23 protein-coding genes are annotated in these 26,144 nt (G+C 62.5%); 13 read left to right on the forward strand and 10 right to left on the reverse strand.

What is annotated here, in order from left to right; translation table 11 throughout:
* Positions 1-136: 136 nt before the first annotated feature.
* Positions 137-1,276 (forward strand): DUF2336 domain-containing protein, encoded by a 1,140-nt coding sequence (locus tag M1E12_RS07515; protein WP_479564849.1) that lies wholly within the window; start codon positions 137-139, stop codon positions 1,274-1,276.
* 3 nt (positions 1,277-1,279) lie between these two features.
* On the opposite strand, the gene M1E12_RS07520 is transcribed toward M1E12_RS07515, so the two are convergent.
* The 3 genes from M1E12_RS07520 to parE all read right to left on the reverse strand — a co-directional run bounded on the left by M1E12_RS07520 (position 1,280) and on the right by parE (position 5,163).
* The gene (locus M1E12_RS07520; RefSeq protein ID WP_479564243.1) at positions 1,280-1,690 is read right to left on the reverse strand and encodes a hypothetical protein; all 411 of its coding nucleotides are present in this window, start codon (positions 1,688-1,690) and stop codon (positions 1,280-1,282) included.
* A gap of 124 nt (positions 1,691-1,814) precedes the next feature.
* Positions 1,815-3,053 carry an AI-2E family transporter gene (locus M1E12_RS07525; RefSeq protein ID WP_479564244.1) on the reverse strand — a complete coding sequence of 413 codons (1,239 nt, stop codon included), beginning with the start codon at positions 3,051-3,053 and terminating at the stop codon, positions 1,815-1,817.
* A 58-nt stretch (positions 3,054-3,111) separates the two neighbouring features.
* Complete coding sequence (gene parE, locus M1E12_RS07530) at positions 3,112-5,163, reverse strand: DNA topoisomerase IV subunit B (RefSeq protein ID WP_136540718.1); 2,052 nt, start codon at positions 5,161-5,163, stop codon at positions 3,112-3,114.
* 223 nt (positions 5,164-5,386) lie between these two features.
* Between parE and M1E12_RS07535 the strand changes: the two genes are divergently transcribed.
* The 5 genes from M1E12_RS07535 (at position 5,387) to M1E12_RS07555 (ending at position 10,037) form a co-directional block, all read left to right on the forward strand.
* Positions 5,387-6,262, forward strand: coding sequence for an alpha/beta fold hydrolase (locus M1E12_RS07535; RefSeq protein WP_479564850.1), 876 nt, complete (start codon positions 5,387-5,389; stop codon positions 6,260-6,262).
* Between the two features lie 146 nt (positions 6,263-6,408).
* The gene (gene tpiA / locus M1E12_RS07540; protein ID WP_136540722.1) at positions 6,409-7,179 is read left to right on the forward strand and encodes a triose-phosphate isomerase; all 771 of its coding nucleotides are present in this window, start codon (positions 6,409-6,411) and stop codon (positions 7,177-7,179) included.
* A 108-nt stretch (positions 7,180-7,287) separates the two neighbouring features.
* Positions 7,288-7,722, forward strand: a complete 435-nt coding sequence (gene secG / locus M1E12_RS07545; RefSeq protein WP_479564245.1) for a preprotein translocase subunit SecG — start codon at positions 7,288-7,290, stop codon at positions 7,720-7,722.
* 133 nt (positions 7,723-7,855) lie between these two features.
* On the forward strand, positions 7,856-9,493 hold the full coding sequence (locus M1E12_RS07550; RefSeq protein WP_479564246.1) for a CTP synthase: 1,638 nt from the start codon (positions 7,856-7,858) through the stop codon (positions 9,491-9,493).
* A 106-nt stretch (positions 9,494-9,599) separates the two neighbouring features.
* Positions 9,600-10,037, forward strand: a complete 438-nt coding sequence (locus M1E12_RS07555) for a hypothetical protein (RefSeq protein WP_479564247.1) — start codon at positions 9,600-9,602, stop codon at positions 10,035-10,037.
* A 14-nt stretch (positions 10,038-10,051) separates the two neighbouring features.
* On the opposite strand, the gene M1E12_RS07560 is transcribed toward M1E12_RS07555, so the two are convergent.
* From M1E12_RS07560 to gltA, 6 genes are all read right to left on the reverse strand, one after another.
* Positions 10,052-11,266 carry a molybdopterin molybdotransferase MoeA gene (locus tag M1E12_RS07560; RefSeq protein ID WP_479564248.1) on the reverse strand — a complete coding sequence of 405 codons (1,215 nt, stop codon included), beginning with the start codon at positions 11,264-11,266 and terminating at the stop codon, positions 10,052-10,054.
* On the reverse strand, positions 11,266-11,763 hold the full coding sequence (gene moaC, locus M1E12_RS07565; RefSeq protein ID WP_479564249.1) for a cyclic pyranopterin monophosphate synthase MoaC: 498 nt from the start codon (positions 11,761-11,763) through the stop codon (positions 11,266-11,268). Before moaC ends, M1E12_RS07560 begins: the two co-directional genes overlap by 1 nt.
* Positions 11,760-12,575: an indole-3-glycerol phosphate synthase TrpC gene (gene trpC / locus M1E12_RS07570; RefSeq protein WP_479564250.1), complete on the reverse strand. Its 816-nt coding sequence runs from the start codon at positions 12,573-12,575 to the stop codon at positions 11,760-11,762. The genes moaC and trpC overlap by 4 nt, the downstream gene beginning before the upstream one ends.
* A 9-nt stretch (positions 12,576-12,584) precedes the next feature.
* Positions 12,585-13,607: an anthranilate phosphoribosyltransferase gene (gene trpD, locus M1E12_RS07575; protein ID WP_310238887.1), complete on the reverse strand. Its 1,023-nt coding sequence runs from the start codon at positions 13,605-13,607 to the stop codon at positions 12,585-12,587.
* A gap of 25 nt (positions 13,608-13,632) precedes the next feature.
* Complete coding sequence (locus M1E12_RS07580; protein ID WP_479564251.1) at positions 13,633-15,522, reverse strand: peptidylprolyl isomerase; 1,890 nt, start codon at positions 15,520-15,522, stop codon at positions 13,633-13,635.
* 219 nt (positions 15,523-15,741) lie between these two features.
* Complete coding sequence (gene gltA / locus M1E12_RS07585; RefSeq protein ID WP_113461273.1) at positions 15,742-17,031, reverse strand: citrate synthase; 1,290 nt, start codon at positions 17,029-17,031, stop codon at positions 15,742-15,744.
* 442 nt (positions 17,032-17,473) lie between these two features.
* Here gltA and M1E12_RS07590 point away from each other — a divergent pair, with 442 nt between their 5' ends.
* The gene (locus M1E12_RS07590) at positions 17,474-19,789 is read left to right on the forward strand and encodes a ComEC/Rec2 family competence protein (protein ID WP_479564252.1); all 2,316 of its coding nucleotides are present in this window, start codon (positions 17,474-17,476) and stop codon (positions 19,787-19,789) included.
* On the opposite strand, the gene lexA is transcribed toward M1E12_RS07590, so the two are convergent.
* Complete coding sequence (gene lexA, locus M1E12_RS07595; protein WP_136540738.1) at positions 19,770-20,486, reverse strand: transcriptional repressor LexA; 717 nt, start codon at positions 20,484-20,486, stop codon at positions 19,770-19,772. The genes M1E12_RS07590 and lexA overlap by 20 nt on opposite strands.
* A gap of 201 nt (positions 20,487-20,687) precedes the next feature.
* On the opposite strand from lexA, the gene M1E12_RS07600 reads away from it, so the two are divergent.
* The 6 genes from M1E12_RS07600 (at position 20,688) to pdhA (ending at position 26,137) form a co-directional block, all read left to right on the forward strand.
* Positions 20,688-21,230 (forward strand): DUF1003 domain-containing protein, encoded by a 543-nt coding sequence (locus tag M1E12_RS07600; RefSeq protein WP_113461276.1) that lies wholly within the window; start codon positions 20,688-20,690, stop codon positions 21,228-21,230.
* A gap of 26 nt (positions 21,231-21,256) precedes the next feature.
* A complete protein-coding gene (locus M1E12_RS07605) occupies positions 21,257-22,150 on the forward strand; it encodes a VOC family protein (RefSeq protein ID WP_479564851.1) in 894 nt (297 codons plus the stop codon).
* Positions 22,147-22,995, forward strand: a complete 849-nt coding sequence (gene kdsA / locus M1E12_RS07610; protein ID WP_479564253.1) for a 3-deoxy-8-phosphooctulonate synthase — start codon at positions 22,147-22,149, stop codon at positions 22,993-22,995. The genes M1E12_RS07605 and kdsA overlap by 4 nt, the downstream gene beginning before the upstream one ends.
* A gap of 213 nt (positions 22,996-23,208) precedes the next feature.
* Positions 23,209-24,483 (forward strand): phosphopyruvate hydratase, encoded by a 1,275-nt coding sequence (eno, locus tag M1E12_RS07615; RefSeq protein ID WP_136540742.1) that lies wholly within the window; start codon positions 23,209-23,211, stop codon positions 24,481-24,483.
* A 141-nt stretch (positions 24,484-24,624) separates the two neighbouring features.
* Positions 24,625-24,942, forward strand: coding sequence for an FtsB family cell division protein (locus M1E12_RS07620; protein WP_113461280.1), 318 nt, complete (start codon positions 24,625-24,627; stop codon positions 24,940-24,942).
* 148 nt (positions 24,943-25,090) lie between these two features.
* Positions 25,091-26,137 carry a pyruvate dehydrogenase (acetyl-transferring) E1 component subunit alpha gene (pdhA, locus tag M1E12_RS07625; protein ID WP_113461281.1) on the forward strand — a complete coding sequence of 349 codons (1,047 nt, stop codon included), beginning with the start codon at positions 25,091-25,093 and terminating at the stop codon, positions 26,135-26,137.
* The last annotated feature ends 7 nt before the right edge of the window (positions 26,138-26,144 follow it).

Below are 26,144 nucleotides of genomic sequence, written 5' to 3' on the forward strand. Positions count from 1 at the left end.
ATGAACGCTGTGATCATTCGGGGGTATTGCAGCAGCGATGGTTAATGAACGTGGTGAACGTTTCTTAAACACTTTGATCCTACTGTCCGAGACACCGAATTCTTCGGGTGTATACGGGTGGCGAGTGGGTTCGACTTTGATCGTTGCAGCTTTTCTCAAATGGGTCGAAACGGCGAAATCGCAGGAGCGGGCGCGCGCAGCGAACGCGCTCGCACGTGCTTACCTGAAATCAGACATGGCGCCGGAAGAACGACACGCCGCGCAGATGGCAATGACCTATCTGCTCGATGATCCGGCGCCGCAGGTGCGCATGGCCCTGGCAGAGGTTCTGGCCCGCGAAGCTGGCGCTCCGCGTGCGATCATGGTCTCGCTCGCGGAAGACCAGCCCGAAATTGCCTCCATCGTCATTCTCTATTCGCCGGTGCTGGCGGACGCCGATCTCGTCGATATCGCCGGTCGTGGAACCGTGGAGACGCGGGCGCTGATCGCCGCCCGGAGCGAGGTCAGCATCGGCGTCGCAGCAGCCCTTGCCGAGATCGGCGACGCCGCCGAACTGGAGGTCCTGCTCGAGAACCCCCGTGCGCGCCTGACGACCTTCACGCTGCGCCGTATCGCAGAGCGCCATGGCCATTGCGAACGCATCCGGTCATTGCTCTTGGATCGGGACGACCTGACCAGCGGCATCCGTCAGCTTCTGGTCCAGTTCGTGGCTGACGCGCTTGCGGGCTCCGAACTGGTCATCGGCGCGGTTGGCAGCAGACGGATTGAGCGGATTGCCCGTGAAGCCGGCGACTGCGCGACGATTGCTCTTCTCGCCGACGTGCATGGCGAGGAACTGGCGCGCTTGACCGACCAGCTGCGCCTTGCCGGACGTCTGAGCCCGGCCTTCCTCATGCATGCGTTGTGTGCCGGCCGCACGGACTTCTTCTCGTCGGCCATCGTTGCGATTTCGGGTCTCGACGAGCGGCGGGTCCGTTCGATCCTGGCAACCGGGCGCTTCCACGCGGTCCGCGCGCTTCTGGAATCGGCAGGGCTCGCCCGCGACCTGAGCCCGATCTTCGTCGACGCCGTCATGCTGTGGCGCAATCTCATCCAGTCTGCCGAGGGATTCGAGCTCGACCACATCGCCCACCGGCTGGTCGCCCGCTATCGCGGCGACAACGATCTGAGCGATTCGGCCCGGGTGTTGATCGACATGGTCGAGCGGATGGCGATTGCCGAGGAACGGCGCCTCGCCCGCGATTACGCCAGTGGCTTCGCCCTGGCCGCGGCCTGATCGTCAGGGCGTGATCTTCTTCGCCACCCAGGAATAGCTTTCCGAGACCACGTGGATCGGCTTCTCGAAGATCATCTTGATCGCGGCCTTGCCGGGAAGGACTTCGCGCACGGCATCGATCGCTCTGTCCTTGAGCGTTGTTTCCTGCTCTTCCGTCGGCTTGATGACGGCGTCTTCGCCCGGCTGCGCCGGTGACTGGGGCGCGAGCGCCTCGGTAATCTCAGGCGGCGGCATCTGGCAGACGGCGACGGCGGTCGGGTAGCCGATATGCGTGTAGCGGCCGAGCACGTTTTCCGATGCGGCATTGCAAAGCTCGATGGAGACGAAGCGTTCCGGAGCAGTCTCCACGAACGCGCACTGGCTGACGCTATCGTCACAGCCGAGGATCGTCATCATGATCAGGGCAGTCTTCATCGGGCGGCTCCGCAGGTGATCTTCTGCGTCTAGAGCAAACAGAGGATTGGAGCCAAAGCAAGGCGCTCCGCTTGAGGCAAACTGCAATCCGCAGGCAACCTGAAGGAGGCGCTAAGCCGGTTCTCTACCCCGCAGACACTCTTCTGCTCTCGACCTCTGGCTCCGCCACGAAATCGAGTTCGCCCTGCTCTCCGTCCGCCATGGCGTCGTCGGCAAGTTCCACTTCGCGGATCCACTCGCGCCAGATGGAGACAAGCAGTGCCATCAGAACCGGGCCGATGAAGAGCCCGAGGAACCCCATGGTCTTCACCCCGCCGACGAGACCGAAGAAGGTGGGCAGGAAAGGCAGCTTGATCGGGCCGCCGACGAGGCGCGGGCGCACCGTCTTGTCGACGATGAAAAGCTCGACCGATCCCCAGATGAACAGGGCGACGCCTTCGATCATGGCGCCACTGGCGACGAGGTAGATCGATACCAGCGTGAACGACAAAGGCGCGCCGCCGGGGATCAGAGCCATGACGCCCGTGATGACGCCAAGCGTGACGGGCGAGGGGACACCAGCCAGCCAGTAGGCGATCCCGAGCACGATGCCTTCGCCGATCGCGATCAGCGTCATGCCTGTGACCGTCGAGCTGATCGTTGCCGGCACGACGCGGGAGATGCGCTCCCAGCGGTTGGGCAGAATGCGCTCGCCGAGCAGGTCCAGCTGCCGGGCGAAGTTCGCGCCGTCGCGATAGACGAAGAAGAGCGCGATCAGCATGAAGAGCAGGGTCAGGAGCAGGTGGAAGAGACCATCGCCCGCCGCAATCACGGCACGATAGATATTGCCGATATTGGCGCCACTGACGATCTGAATCAGTTCACCGATCGCGCCGGGCTGGCCGATATGCTCGGTCCACTTCGCCCCCAGCCACTCGCCGACCCGCGGCAGCGCCAGGATCCAGCCCGGCGGCGGCGCACCCGTCGTATTGGCTTCCACGGCCCAGCTGATCCACTGCCGGATTTCTTCGACGGCATAGGAGATCGCAATGCCGATGGGGATAATCAGGAAAGCCAGGATGAAGAGCAGCGCGAAGGTCGCACCAAGCGTCGTGTTGCCGCCGATGCGATCAAGCAGGCGCCGGTAGAGCGGCCAGCTCGCAAAGGCGATGACGAGGGCCGCGAGCACCGGCACCAGAAAGCCATGGAAGAAGTAGATGGCCGCGATGCCGATCAGCACCAGCAGCCAGCGTGCCACCGAGATCGGCGTGATCAAGGCGATGCGGTTGGCCGTCGCCTGACCAAGCCAACGTGGCCCTTTCGACGAGGTCGGAATATCAGCCTGGCTCACAATCTGAAGTGTCCCGTTTAAACTGCCCTGCATATGGAGCATTCTCAAGCGGGAAACAAGCGGTCGGCCGATAGGACACGGCCGATCCGCCTCAGATGTCGAGGTTCTCCGCGAAGGCGGCGCGGTCCTGGATGAAGCGGAAACGGGCTTCGGGTTTGGTGCCCATCAGGGCATCGACCGCATCGCGCGTGCCCTCGAAGTCGACCTCGTCGATCTCGACCTTCAGAAGCGTGCGCTTGGCGGGATCCATGGTCGTCTCCTTGAGCTGCGCCGGCATCATTTCACCGAGACCTTTGAAGCGGCCGATTTCGACCTTCTTGCCCTTGAAGACGGTTTCCATCAGTTCGGCCCGGTGCGCATCGTCGCGCGCATAGACCGTCTTTGCCCCCTGGCGGATGACATAAAGCGGCGGCACGGCGAGATAGAGATGGTTGCCGCGGATCAGCTCGGGCATTTCCTGGTAGAAGAAGGTGATGAGAAGCGATGCGATATGCGCACCGTCGACATCGGCATCCGTCATGACGATGATGCGTTCGTAGCGAAGGTCTTCCTCGCGATACTTCGTCCGGGTGCCGCAACCGAGCGCCTGGATGAGATCGGCGATCTGCTGGTTGGCCATCAGCTTCTCGCGGCTTGCCGAGCCGACGTTCAGGATCTTGCCGCGCAGAGGCAGGATCGCCTGATTGGCGCGGTTGCGGGCCTGCTTGGCCGAGCCGCCGGCCGAGTCCCCTTCGACGATAAAGAGTTCGGCACCTTCTGCGGTGTTCTGCGAGCAGTCAGCCAGCTTGCCGGGCAGGCGCAGCTTGCGCACGGCCGACTTGCGGTTGACTTCCTTTTCCTTGCGCCGGCGAAGGCGCTCTTCCGCACGCTCGATCACCCAGTCGAGCAGCTTTGCCGCTTCGTTCGGGTTGCCGGCCAGGTAATGGTCGAAAGGATCGCGGAGCGCATTTTCGACGATGCGCTGGGCCTCGACGGTCGCGAGCTTGTCCTTCGTCTGGCCGACGAATTCCGGCTCGCGGATGAAGACGGAGAGCATGCCGACCGCCGAAATCATCACGTCATCAGTGGTGATCTGCTGGGCCCGCTTGTTCTGGGTCAACTCGGCATAGTTCTTGAGGCCTTTGGTCAGTGCAATACGGAGGCCGGCCTCATGCGTTCCGCCTTCGGGCGTCGGGATCGTGTTACAATAGGAATGCACCTGCGGATCGCCGCCGTACCAGGTGATCGCCCATTCCAGCGCGCCGTGGCCACCGGTCTTTTCGGTCTTGCCGGCGAAGATTTCGCGCGTGACCGTGAAATCCTTGCCGAGGGTCGCGGCGAGATAGTCCTTTAGGCCACCGGGGAAGTGGAAGACGGCCTTTTCCGGAATATCGCCGCCCTCGGGCACCATGCCGGGATCGCAGGACCAGCGGATTTCGACGCCGCCGAAGAGATATGCCTTCGACCGCGCCATGCGGAAGATCCGGCCGGGATCGAATTTCGCATGATCCCCGAAGATCTGCGGATCCGGATGGAAACGAACGCGCGTGCCGCGGCGGTTGTGCACTTCGCCCAGCTCTTCGAGACCGCCCTGCGGGATGCCGCGCGAGAAGGTCTGACGATAGAGCTTGCGATTGCGCGCGACCTCGACCTCGAGCAGGTCCGAGAGCGCGTTGACGACGGAAACGCCGACACCGTGCAGACCGCCGGAGGTCTCATAAGCCTTGCCGTCGAATTTGCCGCCGGCATGCAGCTTTGTCATGATGACTTCGAGCGTCGACTTGCCCGGCACCTGTGGATGCAGCTCGACGGGAATACCGCGGCCGTTGTCGGTGACAGTCAAGAAGCCCTGGGCATCCAGATGCACGTCGATGAAATTAGCGTGACCGGCAACCGCCTCGTCCATCGAGTTGTCGATGACTTCGGCAAAGAGGTGGTGCAGCGCCTTCTCGTCGGTGCCGCCGATATACATGCCCGGGCGCATGCGCACGGGCTCGAGGCCTTCCAGCACGCGGATCGAGGAGGCACCGTAATCGTCCCCGCCCGTCGAGGCAGGCGCAGCCGGTGCCGCCCGTGGCGCGGGCTGCGCGACCGGTGCTGGCGTCGGCTCGGCCTCGACCTTCTGGGAAAGCGGCATGCCGGAAAAGAGATCGTTGTCGTCCATGGCGTCGTTCGATACTCTGTTGCTGTTTGATGCCGGCTTCGCGGCACCTTCATAATGCCGCCGCATCAGGCCCGTCGCATCTGCGAATCGGTCGGATTGTGCCAGAAAGGCTGGGCAGGCGCGAAGGGCCATAGAGCCGGCGCATGTTGAATTCGGGCCAGCTTTGCGTGGCGCATTTCGCGAAGGCAAGCGCGAGCCGAGAGGAAACCCATCTTCCATGCAGATGTCCACAGCTCATTTCCGCATTGCGGCGATTTCCTGCGTTCTCTTTCCGTTTCTGTTGCCGGCAAGTGCCAGTGCGGATGTGATCGGGCCCTTCAAGGATGACCTTTTCTCGGCGCAGACCGTGCTGGAAAGCCGGGACAGCGGCGACTTCATGGTAGTGGACTATGATGAAATGCGGGACATCAATGGCCGTGACAGCATTCCGGAACGGCGGGTGAAGGACCGTTATGTCTCTCTGAAGGTCCGCCGCGTCCAGGAGAACCAGACGCTGCCGCTCCCGACCGGGCCGCTGGAGGTTGGACGCGTGGGGCAGGATCAGGGCCAGGCCTTTACCGTCATCTTCATCCACGGCCGAGGCGGGGACCGGCGCCTGGGGCTCAACGACATCAGCTTCGGCGGCAACTTCAATCGCCTGAAGAACCTCGCGGCCGAATCTGGCGGCACCTATTATGCTCCTTCGGTCAGAAGTTTCGACGAGAAGGGCGTGGCTGACATCGCCGCCCTCATTGCTCATGCCTCGACGCAGTCCGGCGGCAGGCCCGTGGTGCTCGCCTGCGCCTCCATGGGCAGTTTCATTTGCTGGGGCATCTCCCGCGATGCCGAGGCGGTGTCGAAGCTCGCAGGGATGGCCATCCTCGGCGGAGCGCCGGATCCAGCCCTACCGAAGAGCGCTGCTGCCAAGGCCAGACTGCCGATCTGGTTCACCCATGGGAGCCGCGACAGCGTCTATGCGGCAGAGGACCAGATCGCGATCTACAGCAAGCTGAGAAACGCAGGCCAACCGGTGCGCTTCACGCTGTTCGAAACCGGCTCCCATGGCACACCGGTTCGCATGACGGACTGGCGGTCGGTGCTGAACTGGTTGATCCGCTGAGTGCGGGGCTCCCTGTCGGTATTCCGGGCGCCGAAGGTTCACATTTTCACCATGTCGCCCGATAAACAGGCCAATACGATAGCGCAATCTTTCCTTCCGGGCTCAGATTTGCTACTTCGCAGAAGCGAAATAGGGGTAGAGACGACATGACACCGGATGTACGTCCGCTTGTTGCGGGCAATTGGAAGATGAACGGCACACGGGCTTCGCTCGATCAGATCAAGGCGATCGCCGAAGGTGTGCAGGGGCCTCTCTCCGAAAAGGTGGAAAGCCTGATCTGCCCGCCGGCAACGCTGCTTTACGTCGCGACCGCGCTTTGCACGGACAGCCCCCTGCAGATTGGCGCGCAGGATTGCCATCAGAACGCCTCCGGCGCCCATACCGGCGACCTGGCAGCCGAGATGATCGCCGACTGCTTCGGCACCCATGTTATCGTCGGCCATTCCGAGCGCCGCACCGACCATGCCGAGACCGACCATCTGGTGCGTGCCAAGGCCGAAGCCGCTTATGCTGCCGATCTGACCGCCGTCATCTGCATCGGCGAGACCGCAGACGAGCGCAAGTCCGGACAGACACTCGATATCCTGAAACGCCAGCTGGCGGGCTCCGTTCCCGATGGCGCCACGGCCGAACGCACGGTCATTGCCTACGAACCCGTCTGGGCGATCGGCACGGGGCTGACGCCGACCGTTGCCGACGTGGCGGAAGCGCACGCCTTCCTGCGCGCCGAACTCGTGAAGCGCTTCGGCGATGCGGGCAAGAAGATGCGCATTCTCTATGGCGGTTCCGTAAAGCCGTCCAACGCCAGGGAATTGATGGCGGTCGAGAATGTGGACGGTGCGCTGATCGGTGGCGCGAGCTTGAAGGCGCAGGATTTCCTCGCCATATACCGGGTCTACGAGGAACTGACCGCCTGAGCGCGAATGCGCGCAAAAGCGGGAGAGGGGCTTTCAATGCCCGTTCCTCTCATGTAAAGAGCCGCCAACCTCATTGATTTTGCCCCCATTGGGCAGGATGGACATTCCATGCAGACCGTATTGCTCGTTATCTACCTCATGGTCGTCGTCGCCCTGATCGGCGTCGTCCTCATCCAGCGCTCGGAAGGCGGTGGCCTCGGGATCGGCGGTGGATCGGGCTTCATGTCGGCGCGCGGCACGGCGAATGCTCTGACCCGCACCACGGCCATCCTGGCAACACTGTTCTTCGTGATCTCGCTCGCACTCGGCATTCTCGCCCGTTACGAGTCCCGTCCGACCGACATCCTCGACCGGATCCCGGCAGGCAACGGCACGACGCAAGGCAGCGGCGGCAGCGTTCTCGACCAGCTTCCGGGCGCAGCTCCGGCTCAGCCGTCGACCTCTGCACCGGCCGCGTCCACGCCGACCGCACCGGCAGAGACACCTGCAGCCCCGGCCACGCCGGCTCCGGCAGCAGACCCCAACGCCGTTCCGAACAACTGATCGGAACGACTTTCATCACTCCGGCGGGCTCCAGGGTCCGCCGGTTTTCTTTTGTCCATATTCCGCCGAGCTCACGAAAAATGTGGGACAAGCCCGATTTGGGCTGGCGGAATCGAATCTGAAACGGTATCCGGTGAAGCCCATGGCGCGATATGTATTCATCACTGGCGGCGTGGTTTCCTCTCTTGGCAAAGGAATTGCGGCCGCGGCACTCGGAGCATTGTTGCAGGCGCGGGGTTACCGCGTTCGTCTGCGCAAGCTGGACCCCTACTTGAACGTTGACCCGGGCACCATGAGCCCGACTCAACACGGCGAAGTCTTCGTCACCGATGACGGCGCCGAGACCGACCTCGATCTCGGTCACTACGAACGCTTCACGGGGCGTTCGGCCACCAAGACCGACAACATCACCACCGGTCGCATCTACAAGAACATCATCGACAAGGAACGTCGCGGCGACTATCTCGGCGCGACCGTCCAGGTCATTCCGCATGTCACCAACGAGATCAAGGATTTCGTGGTCGAAGGCAATGACGACTACGACTTCGTCATCTGCGAGATCGGCGGTACCGTCGGCGACATCGAAGCCATGCCCTTCATGGAAGCGATCCGCCAGCTCGGCAACGACCTGCCACGCGGCACGGCCGTTTACGTCCACCTGACCCTGATGCCCTACATCCCGGCAGCCGGCGAGCTGAAGACCAAGCCGACCCAGCATTCGGTCAAGGAACTGCAGGCGCTGGGCATCCATCCCGACATCCTGCTGGTGCGTGCTGACCGCGAGATCCCGCAGGCCGAGCGCCGCAAGCTCTCGCTGTTCTGCAACGTGCGCGAAAGCGCCGTGATCCAGGCTCTCGACGTCGCCAATATCTACGACGTGCCGATGGCCTATCACAAGGAAGGCCTCGACAACGAAGTCCTGGCCGCCTTCGGTATCGAGCCGGCGCCGAAGCCGCGTCTGGACGCCTGGGAAGAGGTCTGCAACCGTATCCGCACGCCGGAAGGCGAAGTCACGATTGCAATCGTCGGCAAGTACACCGGCCTCAAGGACGCCTACAAGTCGCTGATCGAAGCCCTCTATCACGGTGGCATCGCCAATCGGGTCAAGGTCAAGCTCGAATGGATCGAGTCGGAGATCTTCGAAAAGGAAGATCCGTCGCCATGGCTTGAAAAGGTCAACGGCATCCTCGTGCCCGGCGGTTTCGGCGAGCGTGGATCGGAAGGCAAGATCCTCGCAGCTCAGTTCGCACGCGAGCGCAAGGTTCCTTACTTCGGCATCTGCTTCGGCATGCAGATGGCGGTCGTCGAAGCCGCGCGTCATCTGGCTGGCATCGAGAACGCCTCGTCGACGGAATTCGGCAAGACCGAAGAGCCTGTCGTCGGCCTCATGACCGAATGGATGAAGGGCAATGAGCTCGAGAAGCGCTCCGCAGCCGGAGATCTCGGTGGCACCATGCGCCTCGGCGCCTACAAGGCCTCGCTGAAGAAGGGCACCAAGATCTCCGAGATCTATGGCTCCGAGGATATCTCCGAGCGCCACCGCCATCGTTACGAGGTCAATGTCGACTACAAGGAGCGTCTTGAATCCTGCGGTCTGGTCTTCTCCGGCATGTCGCCGGACGGCCTGCTGCCAGAAACGGTCGAGTATCCTGACCATCCCTGGTTCATCGGCGTGCAGTACCATCCGGAACTGAAGTCGCGTCCGCTCGATCCGCACCCGCTTTTCGCGAGCTTCATCGGTGCGGCGCTGGAGCAGAGCCGCCTCGTCTGATTGCAACGACCATCGACAGTCTCAAGACCCGGCCTCGCGCCGGGTCTTTTCGTTCCAGCCCTGCGCAAGTGCTGCGATCTAATCCGAGGACAACAAGGAGGTGATCATGCGCATCGGTGAAAACCCGTACTATATGCCGACCTACGCAGCTCGGGAGAAGCAGGCGACGACCGCTGCGCCCGGCTTTGCAGCCGGGGAAGCCAGTTCAACCGCGAGGGCCCCGGAGAGTGACCAATCCGCAACCGGCCTCAAGACCTCGCTCTGGCAGATGCAGGCCGGTGTCTACTTCGACAAGGACGCGGAAGAACTGGCCCTGAAGCGGGATGCCTTGAGGTCTGAGTTCCAGGAAGAAAGCCGCAAGTCGCTCGCCGAGCGCATCAGGGACCAGTATCTCGAGGACAACGGCCTGACGGAAGAAGCGCTCGCCGAAATGCCGAAGGAAGATCGCGAGGCCATCGAGGACGAGATCGCAGCGCTGATCAAGCGCCAGTATGGACTGGAAGACGCCGCCTCGGACGCCGATGGGGCCGCCTCCACGCTCTGATCTTGCCCCAAAGGTTACCGATCGAGCAGCATCACCGGCACGAGTTCGCCGGCGTCCGCCGCTGGCGCATGCGGCGGGCGCACGATCAGGCAGTCGGACTGCGAGAAGATCCGCATCATCGAGGAATCCTGCTTGCCGAAGCTCTCGACCCGCCGAATGCCGTCATTGGCGTCAGAGAGCCGCGCACGCACATAGTCCTGCCGCTTGTCGTTGACGGGCAGGGCATTGACCAGACGCGCCGTGGTCATGCGCTCCCGGACCTTCTGGCGCCCGAGATGCGCGAGAAGTGGTTCCAGGAACAGCAGGCCGCAGACGAGGCTCGAGATCGGATTGCCGGGAAGGCCGAGCACCTGCATGCCGTCCAGCCGCCCGACCATCAGCGGCTTGCCGGGCCGCATGGCGATCCGCCAGAAATCGAGCTGCATGCCGGCTGCGACGAGTGTCGACTGCACGAGATCATGATCGCCGACCGAGGCACCACCCAGCGTCACCAGCACGTCGGCGCCGCTGGACCGAGCGCGCTCGATCGCCTGATACAGAAGTTCACGGTCATCGGGGACGATCCCCAGATCGAGCACCTCTGCTCCATTGTCACGCGCAAGGGCCGCAATCCCGAATGTGTTCGAACCGATGATCTGGCTCGGACCGGGTTGGCTGCCGGGCGGCACCAGCTCGTCCCCGGTCGCGAGGATCGCGACACGCGGCCGCCGATAGACGGAGAGCGTCGCGTGATTCATGGCTGCCAAAAGCGTCAGATGCCGATAGTCGAGCCGGATACCGGCGAAGAGTGCGGCATCGCCCTCAGCGAAGTCCTGCCCCCGCGGCCTGATATGTCGTCCGGCACTCACCGCAAAGGTCGTGCGGATGCGTCCATCGTCGAGCTTTTCTGCATCTTCCTGCAGGAGGATGCTGTCGGCACCCGAGGGAACGGGGGCCCCGGTGAAAATCCGGACAGCCTGTCCGGGACCCACCTCGCCGGCATAGCCATGCCCCGCGGCCGATTCCCCGATGACCGTCAGGATCGATCCGATCTCGGCCGCGTCGGACGCGCGAAGGGCATAACCGTCCATGGCGGAGGCATCAAAGGGTGGCTGGGTCAGGCGCGACTTGAGGTCTGCTGCGAGCACTCGTCCATTGGCCTCGTGCAGCGAAACCTCTTGCCTGTCGCTGATCGGAACGGCGGCAGCCAAAAGCCGTGCCAGGGCGTCTTCGACCGGCAGAAGCGACATCAGACCCGCTCCGGATGGCGGAAGTCGCCGGATTTGCCGCCGCTCTTTTCCATGACCCGGATACCGCCGATTTCCATGGTCTTGTCGACGGCTTTCGCCATGTCATAGATCGTCAGGCAGGTCACGGAGACAGCTGTCAGCGCCTCCATCTCGACGCCGGTCTTGCCGGTGAGCTTGACGGTGGCCTCCACACGCAGGCCGGGCAGACCAGCATCCTCGACGATATCGACGGTCACTTTCGAGAGCATCAGCGGATGGCACAGAGGAATCAGATTGGACGTTTGCTTGGCGGCCATGATGCCGGCGATCCGGGCGGTGCCGATGACATCGCCCTTCTTGGCATTGCCGTCGCGAATGACCGCAAGGGTCTCCGGCTTCATTCTGACAAAGCCTTCGGCCACGGCCACCCGAACCGTGTCTTCCTTGGCCGACACATCGACCATATGCGCCTCGCCAGACGCGCCGATATGTGTCAGGCCTTTTGCCTCGCCGTTCATTCCGCCGCCAATGCGCCGGGCTTGCCGGTCAGCAGCATGCGCGTGGCCTGGGCGACGTCGTCCTTGCGCATCAGGCTTTCGCCAACGAGGAAGGTCGTGATGCCGGAGGCCTGAAGGCGCTGGCAGTCTTCAAAGGTGAAGATGCCGCTTTCACCGACGAGCAGGCGATCCGCCGGCACCATCGGTGCCAGTTCCTCGCTGACGGTCAGGCTGACGTCGAAGGTGCGAAGGTTACGATTGTTGATGCCGACCAGTGGCGACTTGAGCTTCAGCGCCCGCTCCATCTCTTCGGCGTCATGCACTTCAACGAGCACATCCATGCCGAGCTCGAAAGCAACGCCTTCGAGTTCAGCGGCTTGATCGTCAGAGAGCGACGCCATGATCAGCAGGATGCAATCGCCGCCCCAGGCGCGTGCCTCATAGACCTGATAGGCATCGAACATGAAGTCCTTGCGCAGCGCGGGGAGCGCACAGGCCTGGCGGGCAGCGGTGAGAAATTCCGGCGCACCCTGGAAGCTTGGCTTGTCGGTCAGGACGGACAGGCAGGCGGCGCCACCGGCCTCATAGGCGGCGGCGAGGGACGGCGGATCGAAATCGGGGCGGATCAGCCCCTTCGAAGGGCTTGCCTTCTTGATTTCGGCAATCAGTCCGAAGCGACCTTCATCGCGGGCACGCACCAGCGCACGGTGAAAACCGCGTGGCGCCTCCTGGGCGGCGATCCGGTCCTTGAGCTCGGACAGAGAGACGGCCGCCTTCGCGGCCGCGATTTCTTCCCGCTTGTAGGTTTCGATGCGCTTCAGGATGTCGGTCATGGTCTGAACTTACCCCTGTGCGGCCGAATTGGAAATGGTGATCAGCGTCTCGAGTGCGCGCGCGGCACTGCCCGTGTCGAGCGACTGGCTGGCGAGATGCATGCCCTCCGTGACGTCCTTGGCCTTGCCGGCGACGATCAGCGATGCGGCTGCATTGCAGAGAGCGACATCGCGATAGGGCGTTTTCGCCCCGCCAAGAACGTCGCGAAGTGCTGCTGCGTTGACAGCGCCGTCGCCACCGCGGATGGCATCCAGCGAGACGGTCTCGACGCCGAAATCATCGGGCGTGAGGTCGAAGCTGCGAATTTCGCCGTCCTTCAGCTCCGCGACCTGGCTCGGTCCCGTGGTGGTGATCTCGTCGAGACCACTGCCATGCACGACCCAGGCACTGGTCAGGCCCAGATCCCGCAGGGCCTCGGCGCCGGGGATCAACCACTCGGGCGAGTAGACGCCGAAGAGCTGCTTTTTCACGCGGGCAGGGCTCGAAAGCGGGCCGACAATGTTGAAGATGGTGCGCGCACCGAGTTCAACGCGAGCAGGGCCGACATGGCGCATGGCCGGATGATGCAGCTGCGCAAACATGAAGCCGATCCCGGCCTCGCGGATGCAGCGCGAGATCATGTCCGGCTCGATGTCGAGCTTGACGCCGAGTTGCGACAGTGCATCCGCCGTGCCCGACTTCGAGCTCAGGGCGCGATTGCCGTGCTTGGCAACGGGCACGCCGGCGCCGGCAACGATCAGCGCCGCCAGCGTCGAGATGTTGTAGGTATTGGTGCCATCGCCACCGGTGCCCACAATGTCGATTGCATCGTCCGGTGCATCCACCGGCACCATCTTCTGCCGCATGATAGACACGGCGCCGGCGATCTCATCGACGGTCTCGCCGCGCACGCGCAGGCCCATCAGGAAGCCGCCCACCTGGGCCATGCTGGCTTCGCCCGACATCAGGATCTCGAAAGCGTCGCTCGCCTCCTGCCGCGTGAGCGGCTGGCGCGTGGCGATCTTGGCGATGAAGGGCTTCAACCCGGACATTCTACCGCTCCCCCTCTGGCCGGACTTATCGGACGATGGCCTGCTGGGCCAGCGCCTGATTGATCGTCACGCCGTATTCCGACTGCAACTGCCCCACCATCTGGTCGAGGATGTCGTCACCGGCTGCATTGGCAACCTGGGCGATCTGCGCATCATCCGTGAGCGGCACGCCGCCCGTGGGCTGATCACGCACGGCAGTCACCGTCATCAGGATCTGCGTGGAGGGATCAGCGCCGGATGCCGTGACAACCGTGCCCTGCGGGCCGGAGAAAGCCGCCGTGACCGCGGTCGGGCCGAGCACCGCATCCTCGCTGCGGCGGGTAATGCCCGCCTTGCTTTCGACGGCGAGACCGAGTTCAGTCGCGATATCTTCGAGCTTTTCGCCGTCGGCGATTCGCTTGCGCAGGCTCTCCGCCTTGGCGCCGAGCGCAATGCGCTGCTGCTCTGCAGTCCAGTCGGCGACAGCCTTCTCGCGCACTTCCGCGAGTTCCCTGTCGCGCTCCGGCTTGATATCGGTGACTTCGAACCAGATGAAGCCGTTGCTGCCCATGTTGACCGGCAGCGCCTCGACGCCGATCTCCGTGCGGAACACCTCCGTCAGCAGCTTGTCACGCTCCGGAATGCCGGCGACCTCTGTCTCGCGGTTGTCGAGGCCGCGGCGATCGATGTCCGTGACCGTCGATGTCGTCAGCTTCAGCTGGTCGGCGGCTTCCTTGAGCGTCGAGCCACCGGCACGGAGGTCTTCGAACTGGTCATGGACGGCGGTGAGGTCCGCGATCGCGGCAGATTCGGCAAGCGCTTCGCGGATCTGTTCCTTGACCTCTTCGAGCGGCTGCGTGCGGCCTTCCTTGATGTTGGTGATCCGCAGGATGACGGGCCCAAGAGCACCTTCGACCACCGGCGTCGTGCCGCCCTCGGTCGTCACGGCAAAGGCTGCTTCGGCGAGAGCCGGGTCGGGGAGGCGGTCTCGGGTGAAATCACCCAGCAGCACGTCGCCGGCCGTCTTGCCCTGGTCTGCGACCAGCTGGTCGAAGCTGGTGCCGTTCTGCAGTTCCTGCAGGGCGGCTTCCGCCATTTCGCGGCTTTCGAACGAGAGCTGCTCGATCGTACGGGTGCCGGCAATCTCGTAGGAAGACTTGCGGCGCTCATAGTCTTCACGGATCTGCTCGTCGGTGATGGCAGCCGTATCGGCGATGTCGGAAGGCTCGAGCTTCACATAGTTGAAGCTGCGATATTCCGGCGCGCGGTAGCCGGACTTGGTGGTCTCAAACCAGGCGGCGAGCGTTGCGTCGTCGGGTGCCTTGACCGGCTCGATATTGGCGTTGGTCAGCAGCAGATAGTTGATGTCACGGTTTTCGTAACGATAGGTCTTGAGCGCATCTACCAGCACCTTTGGCGCGACGAAACCGTCTGCCGTGGCGTCGACGATCTGGCTCCGGATGGCGACCTTCGAGCGCTCCTCGATATAGTCGTCCTCGCGCAGACCTGCGCTGCGCAGGCGAGACGAGAATAGGGCGCGATCGAAATTGCCGGCCGCGTTCTTGAAGGCCGGATCCTCGGCAATCAGCTGGGCGAGGCGGTCCTGGGACAGACCGAGATTCATGTCGGCAGCGAGCTGGTCGAGAGCCGCGCCGGCGGCAAGCTGCGAGAATACCTGCGCTTCGATGCCGAAGGCACGTGCCTGTTCGGTGGTGAGCTGCATCCCGAACCGGCTGCTCATATCCGCGACCTGCCGCTGATAGGCAAAGGCGAAGTCGTTGGACGAGACGGTCTGGTCACCCACGGCAACCACGGTATCCGACGTATTGCTGAACAGCGAGGCAGAGACGCCCCAGACGCCGAAGGACACGACGAGCAGCAAAAGCAAGATCTTGGCGAACAGGGTTTGGGAAGCTTTTCTCAAGAAGACGAGCATCGGGACGCATAAACCTCATTGTAAATCTTCGTCCGGGACGAAGCAGGTTGACTTCCTTAGAACAAAGCTTTCGGGAATTGAAGGCGTGGAGCGGCGAAATGCGGATCCATCACGGGGAGTTTGACCGGCTTGAGCCGCAAAAGCGTCCGTCCCGAGACCCGAAACGCAAGAAGGCCGGACAGAGCCGGCCTTCTCGATGTGTCAAAATGTGGAATGGACTCAGCGGTCCGAAAGCGGCTTGTAGTCGCGCTTCGGGGCGCCGGTGTAGAGCTGGCGCGGACGACCGATACGCTGCTGCGGATCTTCGATCATTTCGTTCCACTGCGCGATCCAGCCGACGGTGCGGGCGAGCGCGAAGAGAACGGTGAACATGGTCGTCGGGAAGCCGAGCGCACGCAGCGTGATGCCGGAGTAGAAGTCGACGTTCGGGTAGAGCTTCTTCTCGATGAAGTAGGGGTCGTTGAGCGCGATCTTTTCGAGCTCGAGCGCCACCTTCATCAGCGGGTCGTCGCCGTGACCGGTCGCTTCCAGAACCTCATACATCGTCTTCTGCATGATCTTGGCGCGCGGGTCGTAGTTCTTGTAGACCCGGTGGCCGAAGCCCATCAGGCGGAACGGATCGTTCTTATCCTTGGCCTTGGCGATATATTCCGGAATGCGGTCGACCGAGCCGATTTCCATCAGCATGTTGAGAGCCGCCTCGTTCGCGCCACCATGGGCAGGACCCCAGAGGCAGGCGATGCCGGCTGCGATGCAGGCGAACGGGTTCGCACCCGACGAGCCGGCGAGGCGCACGGTCGAGGTCGATGCATTCTGCTCGTGATCGGCATGCAGGATGAAGATGCGGTCCATGGCGCGCGCCAGAACCGGGTTCACCTTATATTCTTCGCAAGGCACGGCAAAGCACATGCGCAGGAAGTTGGAGGCGTAGTCGAGGTCGTTCTTCGGGTAAACGAAGGGCTGGCCGACGTGATACTTATAGGCCATCGCGGCGATCGTCGGCATCTTGGCGATCATGCGCAGCGAGGCGACCATGCGCTGATGCGGATCCGTGATGTCGGTCGAGTCGTGATAGAAGGCGGAGAGCGCGCCGACGGTGCCGACCATGACAGCCATCGGATGGGCGTCACGACGATAACCGGAGAAGAACTTGGTCATCTGCTCGTGCACCATAGTGTGGTGCGTGACGCGATAGTCGAAGTCCTTCTTCTGCGCTGCCGTCGGCAATTCGCCGTAGAGCAGGAGGTAGCAGACTTCCAGGAAGTCGCCCTTTTCGGCAAGCTGCTCGATCGGATAGCCGCGGTGCAGAAGCGTGCCTTCGTCGCCGTCGATATAGGTGATCTTGGACTCGCAGGATGCCGTGGACGTAAAGCCCGGATCGTAGGTAAACGTACCCGTGTGCTTGTAAAGGGCGCCGATGTCGATGACGTCAGGGCCGATCGTGCCGGCCTTGACGCTCAGGTCGACCGTCTTGTCCCCGAGTTTCAAAGAAGCGCTTTTGTCCGTCATGCTGATCCTCCGGTATTGGCGGGAAGGCGTCTTGAAAAAGCCGCCATCGGTTAAGCGTGTGATGTAGCTATATGATACCGAAGTTAATGCCAAGCTATCCAAAGGGCAAATTGTGCGTCGCGAAAACGGCAACAATCGAACCGATCGGTTCTAATCGTTTGAAGCCCGGATAGGCGGCAGAATCGCTCCGCTCTACACGCTTTGATTGCTTTCGGTTTTGGCCTATCCTGGATGCGGATGGGGCGTGTCCGGCCGGGCAAACCATATGGTGGACGTGGCAGAAAGGCAGGGGGGCGGAGAGCTCGTGCAGGCGGAGAGGCTGGCGCGAACGGATAGCCTGCGCCCGCTTGATCCGCGACCACCACAACGTCTCACCGGAGCCGGTCTGGTTGTGAAGGCCCGCGACCGTTTGGCGCGCCTGCACCTCGCCGTGAGACGGTCGGTGAGCGAGGAGGTGCACCATGGACATCTTTTCCTCTTCGTGCCCGTCTGCCTTGGTGCCGGTGCTGCACTCTGGTTCAGCATCGAGAGCCCGCCCGCGGCAATCGTCCTTGGCCCGGCCCTTGCACTTCTGGCGGTCGCCCTCCTGCTCGCAACCCGCGATACGGTGGTTCACGCGTCCGTTGGAGCCGCCTGTCTGCTTGTCGCGGGCATGCTATGCGCCGAATGGGAGACGCGGCGGCTGGCGACCGTCATCCTTGATCAGCCACTGGTGACCACGGTAACGGGAGTCGTCGAGCGGAGAGAGCAGGGTGCCACCGGGGAATGGCGCTACACGCTGAGGATCACGTCAACGGTGGAACCGACGGTGCGACGTCCGCCTGTGCGGGCAAACCTCCTGGCCCGCAGCAGACACGTCCCTGCATCCATCGGCGACCGCCTGACCGGCCGGGCACGCCTGTCGCTTCCGTCAGGACCCGCGCTTCCTGGCCTCAACGACTTTGCCTTTCAAAGCTATTTTTCCGGCATCGGTGCCGTCGGTTTCTTCCTGGGCCCGCCCAGCCGAGAGCCGGCAGACATGGAGGTCGAGCTCGGTTTCTCCACCCGATTCGATGCTGCACTCTTCTCGCTCAGGGACCAGATATCGAACCGCATTCGAAGCATCCTGCCCGGTGATCCCGGCGCCTTCGCAGCGTCGATCATCACGGGCGAACGCCGGTCCATGTCCGAGGAGGCGACGGAAGCTCTGCGGGTCTCCGGTCTCGCCCATATCACGGCGATCTCGGGCCTCAACATGGCGCTTGCGGCCGGGATTTTCTTCGTTGGACTTCGCGGGCTGCTCTGTCTGGCGCCGGTGCTCGCGGCGCGTTACCCAATCAAGAAAATCGCGGCTGTCGGAGCGCTTCTTGCAACAACAGGATACGTGTTGATCTCCGGCTATCAGGTCTCGGCCCTGCGAGCCTATCTGATGACAGCAATCATGCTGGTTGCCGTGCTCTTCGACAGACCCGCGATCAGCCTGCGCAATCTTGCGCTGGCGGCAACCGCGATCCTTTGCCTGCAGCCGTCGACGGTCATGGGACCCAGTTTCCAGATGTCGTTTGCAGCGACCGCGGGGCTTATCGCAGGCTATGCCGGCTGGCGCGCCCGACCGCGGGCGATCCTGCCGCCGGCCCGCGGCCTCGGCTGGCGCGTGGCAGCCGGAGGTGCTGCTTTCGTCGGTGGAACGCTCGCGACCTCGCTGATCGGTGGGCTTGCCACCGCAGTCTTTGCCATCACCCATTTCCACCGCCTGTCGACCCATGGCCTGGAGGCCAATCTCGCCGCCATGCCCCTGATCTCGCTGGTCGTAATGCCGGCGGGCTTCATCGCCATGCTGCTGATGCCATTCGGTCTCGACGCGCCCTTCTTCTGGATCATGGGGCAGGGGCTCGAATTGGTCCTGCAGGTCGCGCACACGGTGGCAGGCTGGGGCGGCGGCTATGTCTTCCCGCGTCTGCCCCTCTTGTTTCTGCCTGGCACTGTTGCCGGGATGTTGCTGCTGACCTTGCTGCGCACGCGCCTGAAGCATGCCGGCACCGCGTTGATCGCCGTCACGGTGGCGGCGACATGGCTGGCCGCACCGAGATCGATTGGCGAGCTGATGATCAGCGAGGACGGCCGTCTCGTCGGCGTCTGGACCGGCACAGGGGAAACATCAGGCTTCGCGACCAACAGACTACGCCCGCCGGCCTTTGTCTTCGATCAATGGAAGCCGGTGCTCGGGCATGAAGCTGCGACCGCACCTCGCATGCTCACGGAAACTCTGCCGCCGGCACCGGACTGGCGCATCGGCGAGGAGTGGACGGATGTGCAGACCAGAGAGGCGGAGGCCGCTTTCGACCGTCTCACATCGGCAGCCCAGGCGACCCGGTTTGTCTGCATCAAGCAGGCTTGTGTCTTGAAGCTCTCGACCGGGAAACTGCTGATCACCATCGATCGCTCGGATCTTCTGGGCCTCGCCTGTGATCGCGCAAGCATCGTTGTCCTTGCCGCACGGACCCGAATGACAGCCTGCCGGTCGGGCGCTACCTTGTTTTCACAAACAAGCCTCAGAGCCTCAGGTGCGGTCGAGGTCTTCGGCCTCGCTGATAATCCTGACAAACTGATGGTCAGGTCATCCTTCGACGGCGCGCCGAGACCATGGACGGCGCACCGGCTCTACGACTGGCGCACGGCGTCGACCGCCTCCCGACACGGCGTCCCATCACGAGGGCAGGGACCAACCGAACCGACGCCTCCAACGTCCGCCGCTGATCTCAGTGATAGCGGCGAATGAGACCGACCAGCTTGCCCTGGATCTTGACGCGGTCCGGCGGGAAGATGCGTGTCTCGTAGGCGGGGTTTGCGGCCTCCAAAGCGATCGATGCACCCCGACGGCGGAACCGCTTCAGCGTTGCCTCTTCGTCGTCGACGAGGGCCACGATGATGTCGCCGGGATTGGCATTGGACGCGTTGCGGATGATGACCGTGTCGCCGTCGAGAATGCCGGCCTCAATCATCGAATCGCCCTTGACCTCGAGCGCATAGTGATCCCCGGATCCGATCATCTCGGCGGGCACCGTGATGTCATGCGTGTTGTTCTGGATCGCCGAGATCGGCACACCAGCGGCAATCCGCCCCATGACCGGCACCGAAATGGAAGAGCTGTTGTCCTCGACCGGCGGTTTGCTCAGCGTTGGCGCCGGCGGGGTCTTGCCGAGGCTGCCTTCGATTACGCTTGGGGCAAAGCCGCGGCGGGGCTGGATACTCGGTGAATAGGCCTCCGGAAGCTTGATCACTTCGAGCGCGCGGGCGCGGTTCGGCAAACGGCGGATGAAGCCGCGTTCCTCGAGCGCCGTGATCAGGCGATGGATGCCGGATTTCGATGCGAGGTCCAGCGCATCCTTCATCTCGTCGAAGGAAGGCGGGACGCCCGATTCTTTCATCCGCTCGTGGATGAAAAGAAGCAGTTCCTGTTGCTTGCGCGTCAGCATATGCGGTGCCCCTAGGGTGAAACAAATCCAGAACAGACACTATCTGTTCCATTTGTGTTCCGCAAGGGGATAAATTTCCGTGAAGAGCCGGTGAGAAAATGCGATAGGCGGCAGAAATAGAACTGACACGAGCCGATTTCGCCGCAGTCGAGCGGCATCAAGGCAGGTGGCGGCTCTATCCACGCGCAAGGACGCATCGGCATGCTGAAGGATATCGAAAAGCTTCTACTGGGTAAGTCTGCGGCGGATCTGTCCTCGGCGGAGAAGAAGGTATTGAAACGCGCGCGGGAGCGCCGGACGGTCTCGACCAATGCCGGCGAGGATTTTCTCGCGCATGCCACTTTCGGTCAGCGCCTCGCGGACGGCATCGCCCGGATCGGCGGCTCCTGGGGCTTCATCATCGGCTTCCTCGTGTTCCTCGCGGCCTGGGTCATCCTGAACACGGTGATTCTCGCGACGCGCTCGCTCGATCCCTATCCCTTCATCTTCCTCAACCTGCTCCTCTCCATGTTGGCCGCCATCCAGGCGCCGATCATCATGATGAGCCAGAACCGACAGGCCGAGCGTGATCGCTTCATGGCGGCGAAGGATTACGAGATCAACCTGAAGGCGGAGATTGAAGTCCTGGCGCTGCATCACAAGATCGACGAGCAGGTCCTGACGGAGTTGCGCGAAACCCGCCAGGAAATCGACGCGCTACGACAGGCGGTCGCTGCCCTTTCAAGCCCATCGCGCAGTTCCTAAATCTTGCCCGAAAACAGGAAACCATGATGTCCAATTCCATGTCTGGCCCGCGGGCGATCGATCATCTCGTCCTGCCCGTGACCGATCTTGAGACCAGCCGGGAGAGACTGAGCCTGCTGGGCTTCACCGTCGCAACCGACGCACGCCATCCCTTCGGCACTGAAAATGCCTGCGTCTTTTTCGCCGATGATACCTATCTGGAGCCGCTGGCTGTCGGGAGCCGCGAGGACTGCCTGGAAGCAGCGCGCACGGGCAATGTGTTCGTGGCGCGCGACCAGGCTTTTCGCTTCCGGCACGGCGAAGGCTTGTCCGCCCTCATCGTCAAGTCGGATGATGCGGTAGCCGATGATCAGCTCTACCGCGACGAGGGGATGAGCGCCGGTCCCATCCTCTCTTTCTCGCGGCAGTTCCGGTTTCCCGATGGGCGGACGGCGGAAGGTTCGTTCCGGCTCGCCTTCGCGGCAGATCTCCGGGCGCCGGACTTCTTCGCCTTCAGCTGCCAGCGCGTGAACCCGATCCCTGCCGATCGCGGCGCGCTTCTGGTCCATGCCAATGGTGCGGCGGGCCTCGCGCGGATCGTTCTGGTGGAGGAAAATCCGAGCGACTTCCAGTATTTCCTGGAAACGGTTCTCGACCAGCGGGATGTGACGGCCCATTCCTTCGGCATGTCCCTCAACACCACGAACGCGGTCGTTGATGTTCTGACGCCGGAGGGGTTCTCGGCCCATTATGGTGTTAAGCTAGGCCAGACTGAACGCGGTCTCCGCGGCGCGGCGGTGGTGGTGGCCGTTCCCGATCTCGGCGTGACAGAAGCAGCCCTCGCTGCTAATGGCGTCGGCTATCAGAAGATTGGCGCGCGCCTCGTTGTCGCGCCGGAAAAAGGACAAGGCGTCACCTTCGCCTTCGAGGAGTTGAAATGAGCGTTTCTCCCAATTCGGAAGTCGTGGTCGGTGAAGGTTCGGCCAAGGCGGTTTTCTCCCAGAAGGGCCGCTTCGCCCTGATCGCTGGCCCCTGCCAGATGGAAAGTCGCGATCATGCCTTCATGATCGCCGGACAGCTTGTCGAACTCTGCAAGGAGCTTGGCCTCGGCCTGGTCTACAAGTCCTCTTTCGACAAGGCGAACCGCACTTCGCTGTCTGCCGAGCGCGGCATTGGCCTCGAAAAGGCAATGGAAGTCTTTGCTGATATCAAGAAGGAGTTCGGCGTTCCCGTCCTCACCGACATCCACACGGAAGAGCAATGCGCAGCGGTCGCCCCGACCGTTGATGTCCTGCAGATCCCGGCCTTCCTCTGCCGCCAGACGGATCTTCTCGTGGCGGCGGCCAAGACCGGCCGTGCGATCAACGTCAAGAAGGGCCAGTTCCTGGCACCTTGGGACATGAAGAACGTTCTGAACAAGATCACCGGCACCGGCAACCCGAATGTCCTGCTCTGCGAGCGCGGCGCGTCCTTCGGCTACAACACGCTCGTCTCCGACATGCGCTCGCTGCCGATCATGGCGGCCATGGGTGCGCCTGTCGTCTTCGATGCCACCCATTCGGTCCAGCAGCCGGGCGGGCAGGGCGGCTCCTCGGGTGGTCAGCGCGAATTTGTCGAGACGCTGGCCCGCGCGGCTGTTGCCGTCGGCGTAGGCGGCCTTTTCATCGAGACGCACCAGGATCCGGACGACGCGCCGTCCGATGGCCCGAACATGGTCAAGATCACCGACATGCGCCGGCTGCTGGAAAAACTGATTGCCTTCGACGACATCGCCAAGGCTGCGTGACCCTCGTTGGCGGCGCTTCAATCGGTTGAACCGGAAGCGCCGCCGACAGTTGCAGTTTAAATCGATTAGATTTCGTTCATTTCGCTTCTGATCCGTCATTGTATTTTCCCGATCATCGGATAAGAGAAGATGACTCAACGGGCGGGTCCGGCGCTTCAGGCGCAGTGATCGGCCTTCCGAGCCTTGTCCAATTTCCGTCACCAGGGAGCGAACATGACCGCCATCACCGACATCATCGGCCGCGAAATTCTCGACAGCCGCGGCAACCCGACCGTCGAAGTCGACGTCTATCTCGAAGATGGCAGCATGGGCCGTGCCGCGGTCCCCTCGGGCGCTTCAACCGGTGCGCACGAAGCCGTTGAATTGCGTGACGGTGGCTCGCGCTACCTCGGCAAGGGCGTCGAAAAGGCTGTCGAAGCCGTCAACGGCGAGATCTATGATGCGATCGGCGGTCATGACGCCGAGAACCAGATCCAGATCGACAACCTGATGATCCAGCTCGATGGCACGCCGAACAAGTCGCGCCTCGGTGCGAATGCCATCCTCGGTGTCTCGCTCGCCGTCGCCAAGGCTGCCGCCCAGTCCTCCGGCCTGCCGCTCTATCGCTATGTCGGTGGCCCGAACGCCCATGTCCTGCCGGTCCCGATGATGAACATCATCAATGGCGGCGCCCATGCCGACAACCCGATCGACTTCCAGGAATTCATGATCGTGCCGGTTGGCGCCGAGACCATCCGCGACGCCGTGCGCATGGGTTCGGAAGTCTTCCACACGCTCAAGAAGCAGCTCGCAGCCGACGGCCACAACACCAACGTCGGTGACGAAGGCGGTTTTGCCCCGGGTCTCGCTTCGGCTCCGGCGGCTCTGGACTTCATCATGAAGTCGATCGAAAAGGCCGGCTACCGTCCGGGCGAAGACATGCATATCGCGCTCGACTGCGCCTCGACCGAGTTCTTCAAGGACGGCAAGTATGTTCTCGAAGGCGAAGGCCGCACGCTCGAGCCGGAAGCCATGGCCGAGTACCTCGCCGAGCTCGCTGCCAAGTACCCGATCTTCTCGATCGAAGACGGCATGGCAGAAGACGATTGGGATGGCTGGAAGGCGCTGACCGACAAGATTGGCAAGAAGGTCCAGCTCGTCGGCGACGATCTCTTCGTCACCAACTCGGCCCGCCTGCGCGACGGCATCAAGATGGGCGTTGCCAACTCGATCCTCGTCAAGGTCAACCAAATCGGTTCGCTCTCCGAAACCCTCGACGCCGTCTCGACCGCGCACCGCGCAGCCTATACCGCCGTGATGTCGCACCGTTCGGGCGAGACCGAGGATTCGACAATTGCCGATCTCGCAGTGGCCACCAACTGCGGTCAGATCAAGACCGGTTCGCTCGCCCGTTCCGACCGCACCGCCAAGTACAACCAGCTGATCCGCATCGAGGAAGAGCTGGGTCCGCAGGCCGTCTACGCCGGCACGTCCATCCTGCGCGGCTGATCGCGTACAGAGTCAGTTTGAAAGCCCGCACCGGTTCCCCGGCGCGGGCTTTTTCTTTTTCGCCCTTGTTAAGGTCAACGGTCGGTTAAGACATGGGCGCTAGTGTTGGATCCAGTTTCGCGTTTCAGGGCATTTGTCGGCATGTGGACCAGACATCACAAGAAAAAGAAGTACGGTCGTCTTATTCTCCCCGCAGTGACAATCGCCTTCCTGTCCTACTTCGGCTATCATTCCATCCATGGTGATTATGGTCTGCGCGCTGGCCAGGAATTCGAGCGGATTCGCAAGGAGCGGGCCGCAGAGCTGGACAAGCTCGTGGCGCATCGCACGGCGCTCGAGAAGGAAGTGGGTCTGCTGAGTGACGGCTCTCTCGATGAGGATATCATCGATGAAAAGGCGCGTTACCAGCTCAACATGTCGCGCCCGGATGAAATTGTCATCTTCAACACCTATTTCTGATTAACCTGAAACTAGTTAATCGTAAATTTTTCAGTCATTACAGTTGCTTGCGGCGAATGTGAGCCATGCATTTATGGCATTGCCGCCGCCGCCTTTCTTCCCTATTCTGTGTCCAACTTTGGACCATAATAACCCATGGGAGGGATGCATGGCGCCTCGCAAGCCTGCGACTGCGACCGGTCGGAAGCCTTCGGCCAAGCCTGCCAAAAAAGAATTCACCCAGGGAGCCATTGTCGAGTTCGACAAGGCTCAGGAGCTTGCAGCCTATCGCGAGATGCTCCTCATTCGCCGTTTCGAAGAAAAGGCCGGCCAGCTCTATGGCATGGGCTTCATCGGCGGCTTCTGTCACCTTTATATCGGCCAGGAAGCTGTCGTTGTCGGCATGCAGATGGCGCTGAAGGACGGTGACCAGGTCATTACCGGTTATCGTGACCACGGCCATATGCTGGCCTGCGGCATGAGCGCCCGTGGCGTCATGGCCGAGCTGACCGGACGTCGCGGCGGCCTGTCCAAGGGCAAGGGCGGCTCGATGCACATGTTCTCCAAGGAGAAGAACTTCTACGGCGGACATGGCATCGTCGGCGCGCAGGTTTCGCTTGGAACCGGTCTGGCCTTCGCCAATCGCTACCGTGGCAACGACAATGTGTCGCTCGCCTATTTCGGCGATGGTGCAGCCAACCAGGGTCAGGTCTACGAGAGCTTCAACATGGCTCGCCTGTGGAACTTGCCGGTGATCTACATCATCGAAAACAACCGTTACGCCATGGGTACCTCGGTCTCGCGCGCCTCCGCCCAGACCGACTTCTCGCAGCGCGGCGTCTCCTTCAACATCCCCGGCATCCAGGTGGATGGCATGGATGTGCGCGCCGTCAAGGCGGCTGCCGATCAGGCGGTCGAGCACTGCCGCGCCGGCAAGGGCCCGATCATTCTGGAAATGCTGACCTACCGCTATCGTGGTCACTCCATGTCCGACCCGGCCAAGTATCGCTCCAAGGAAGAAGTGCAGAAGATGCGCTCCGAGCAGGATCCGATCGAGCAGGTCCGCGCCCGTCTCCTCGAAAAGGGCTGGGCATCCGAGGATGAGCTGAAGGCAATCGACAAGGAGGTTCGCGACATCGTGGCCGACTCGGCCGATTTCGCCCAGGCCGATCCGGAGCCGGATGTATCCGAGCTCTACACCGACATCCTGCTGTAATCGGGGA

Source organism: Rhizobium sp. K33 (assembly GCF_056501445.1).

What these genes read in the sequence shown, in the direction of transcription:
- secG (WP_479564245.1), top strand. Translation starts at nt 7,288, where the DNA reads ATGCAGACCGTATTGCTCGTTATCTACCTCATGGTCGTCGTCGCCCTG.
- M1E12_RS07620 (WP_113461280.1), top strand. Translation starts at nt 24,625, where the DNA reads ATGTGGACCAGACATCACAAGAAAAAGAAGTACGGTCGTCTTATTCTC.
- M1E12_RS07560 (WP_479564248.1), bottom strand. Translation starts at nt 11,266, where the DNA reads ATGTCGCTTCTGCCGGTCGAAGACGCCCTGGCACGGCTTTTGGCTGCC.
- kdsA (WP_479564253.1), top strand. Translation starts at nt 22,147, where the DNA reads ATGAGCGTTTCTCCCAATTCGGAAGTCGTGGTCGGTGAAGGTTCGGCC.
- tpiA (WP_136540722.1), top strand. Translation starts at nt 6,409, where the DNA reads ATGACACCGGATGTACGTCCGCTTGTTGCGGGCAATTGGAAGATGAAC.
- M1E12_RS07535 (WP_479564850.1), top strand. Translation starts at nt 5,387, where the DNA reads ATGTCCACAGCTCATTTCCGCATTGCGGCGATTTCCTGCGTTCTCTTT.
- trpD (WP_310238887.1), bottom strand. Translation starts at nt 13,607, where the DNA reads ATGTCCGGGTTGAAGCCCTTCATCGCCAAGATCGCCACGCGCCAGCCG.
- moaC (WP_479564249.1), bottom strand. Translation starts at nt 11,763, where the DNA reads ATGAACGGCGAGGCAAAAGGCCTGACACATATCGGCGCGTCTGGCGAG.
- M1E12_RS07520 (WP_479564243.1), bottom strand. Translation starts at nt 1,690, where the DNA reads ATGAAGACTGCCCTGATCATGATGACGATCCTCGGCTGTGACGATAGC.
- pdhA (WP_113461281.1), top strand. Translation starts at nt 25,091, where the DNA reads ATGGCGCCTCGCAAGCCTGCGACTGCGACCGGTCGGAAGCCTTCGGCC.
- M1E12_RS07605 (WP_479564851.1), top strand. Translation starts at nt 21,257, where the DNA reads ATGTCCAATTCCATGTCTGGCCCGCGGGCGATCGATCATCTCGTCCTG.
- M1E12_RS07580 (WP_479564251.1), bottom strand. Translation starts at nt 15,522, where the DNA reads ATGCTCGTCTTCTTGAGAAAAGCTTCCCAAACCCTGTTCGCCAAGATC.
- gltA (WP_113461273.1), bottom strand. Translation starts at nt 17,031, where the DNA reads ATGACGGACAAAAGCGCTTCTTTGAAACTCGGGGACAAGACGGTCGAC.
- M1E12_RS07525 (WP_479564244.1), bottom strand. Translation starts at nt 3,053, where the DNA reads ATGCAGGGCAGTTTAAACGGGACACTTCAGATTGTGAGCCAGGCTGAT.
- eno (WP_136540742.1), top strand. Translation starts at nt 23,209, where the DNA reads ATGACCGCCATCACCGACATCATCGGCCGCGAAATTCTCGACAGCCGC.
- M1E12_RS07600 (WP_113461276.1), top strand. Translation starts at nt 20,688, where the DNA reads ATGCTGAAGGATATCGAAAAGCTTCTACTGGGTAAGTCTGCGGCGGAT.
- trpC (WP_479564250.1), bottom strand. Translation starts at nt 12,575, where the DNA reads ATGACCGACATCCTGAAGCGCATCGAAACCTACAAGCGGGAAGAAATC.
- M1E12_RS07555 (WP_479564247.1), top strand. Translation starts at nt 9,600, where the DNA reads ATGCGCATCGGTGAAAACCCGTACTATATGCCGACCTACGCAGCTCGG.
- lexA (WP_136540738.1), bottom strand. Translation starts at nt 20,486, where the DNA reads ATGCTGACGCGCAAGCAACAGGAACTGCTTCTTTTCATCCACGAGCGG.
- parE (WP_136540718.1), bottom strand. Translation starts at nt 5,163, where the DNA reads ATGGACGACAACGATCTCTTTTCCGGCATGCCGCTTTCCCAGAAGGTC.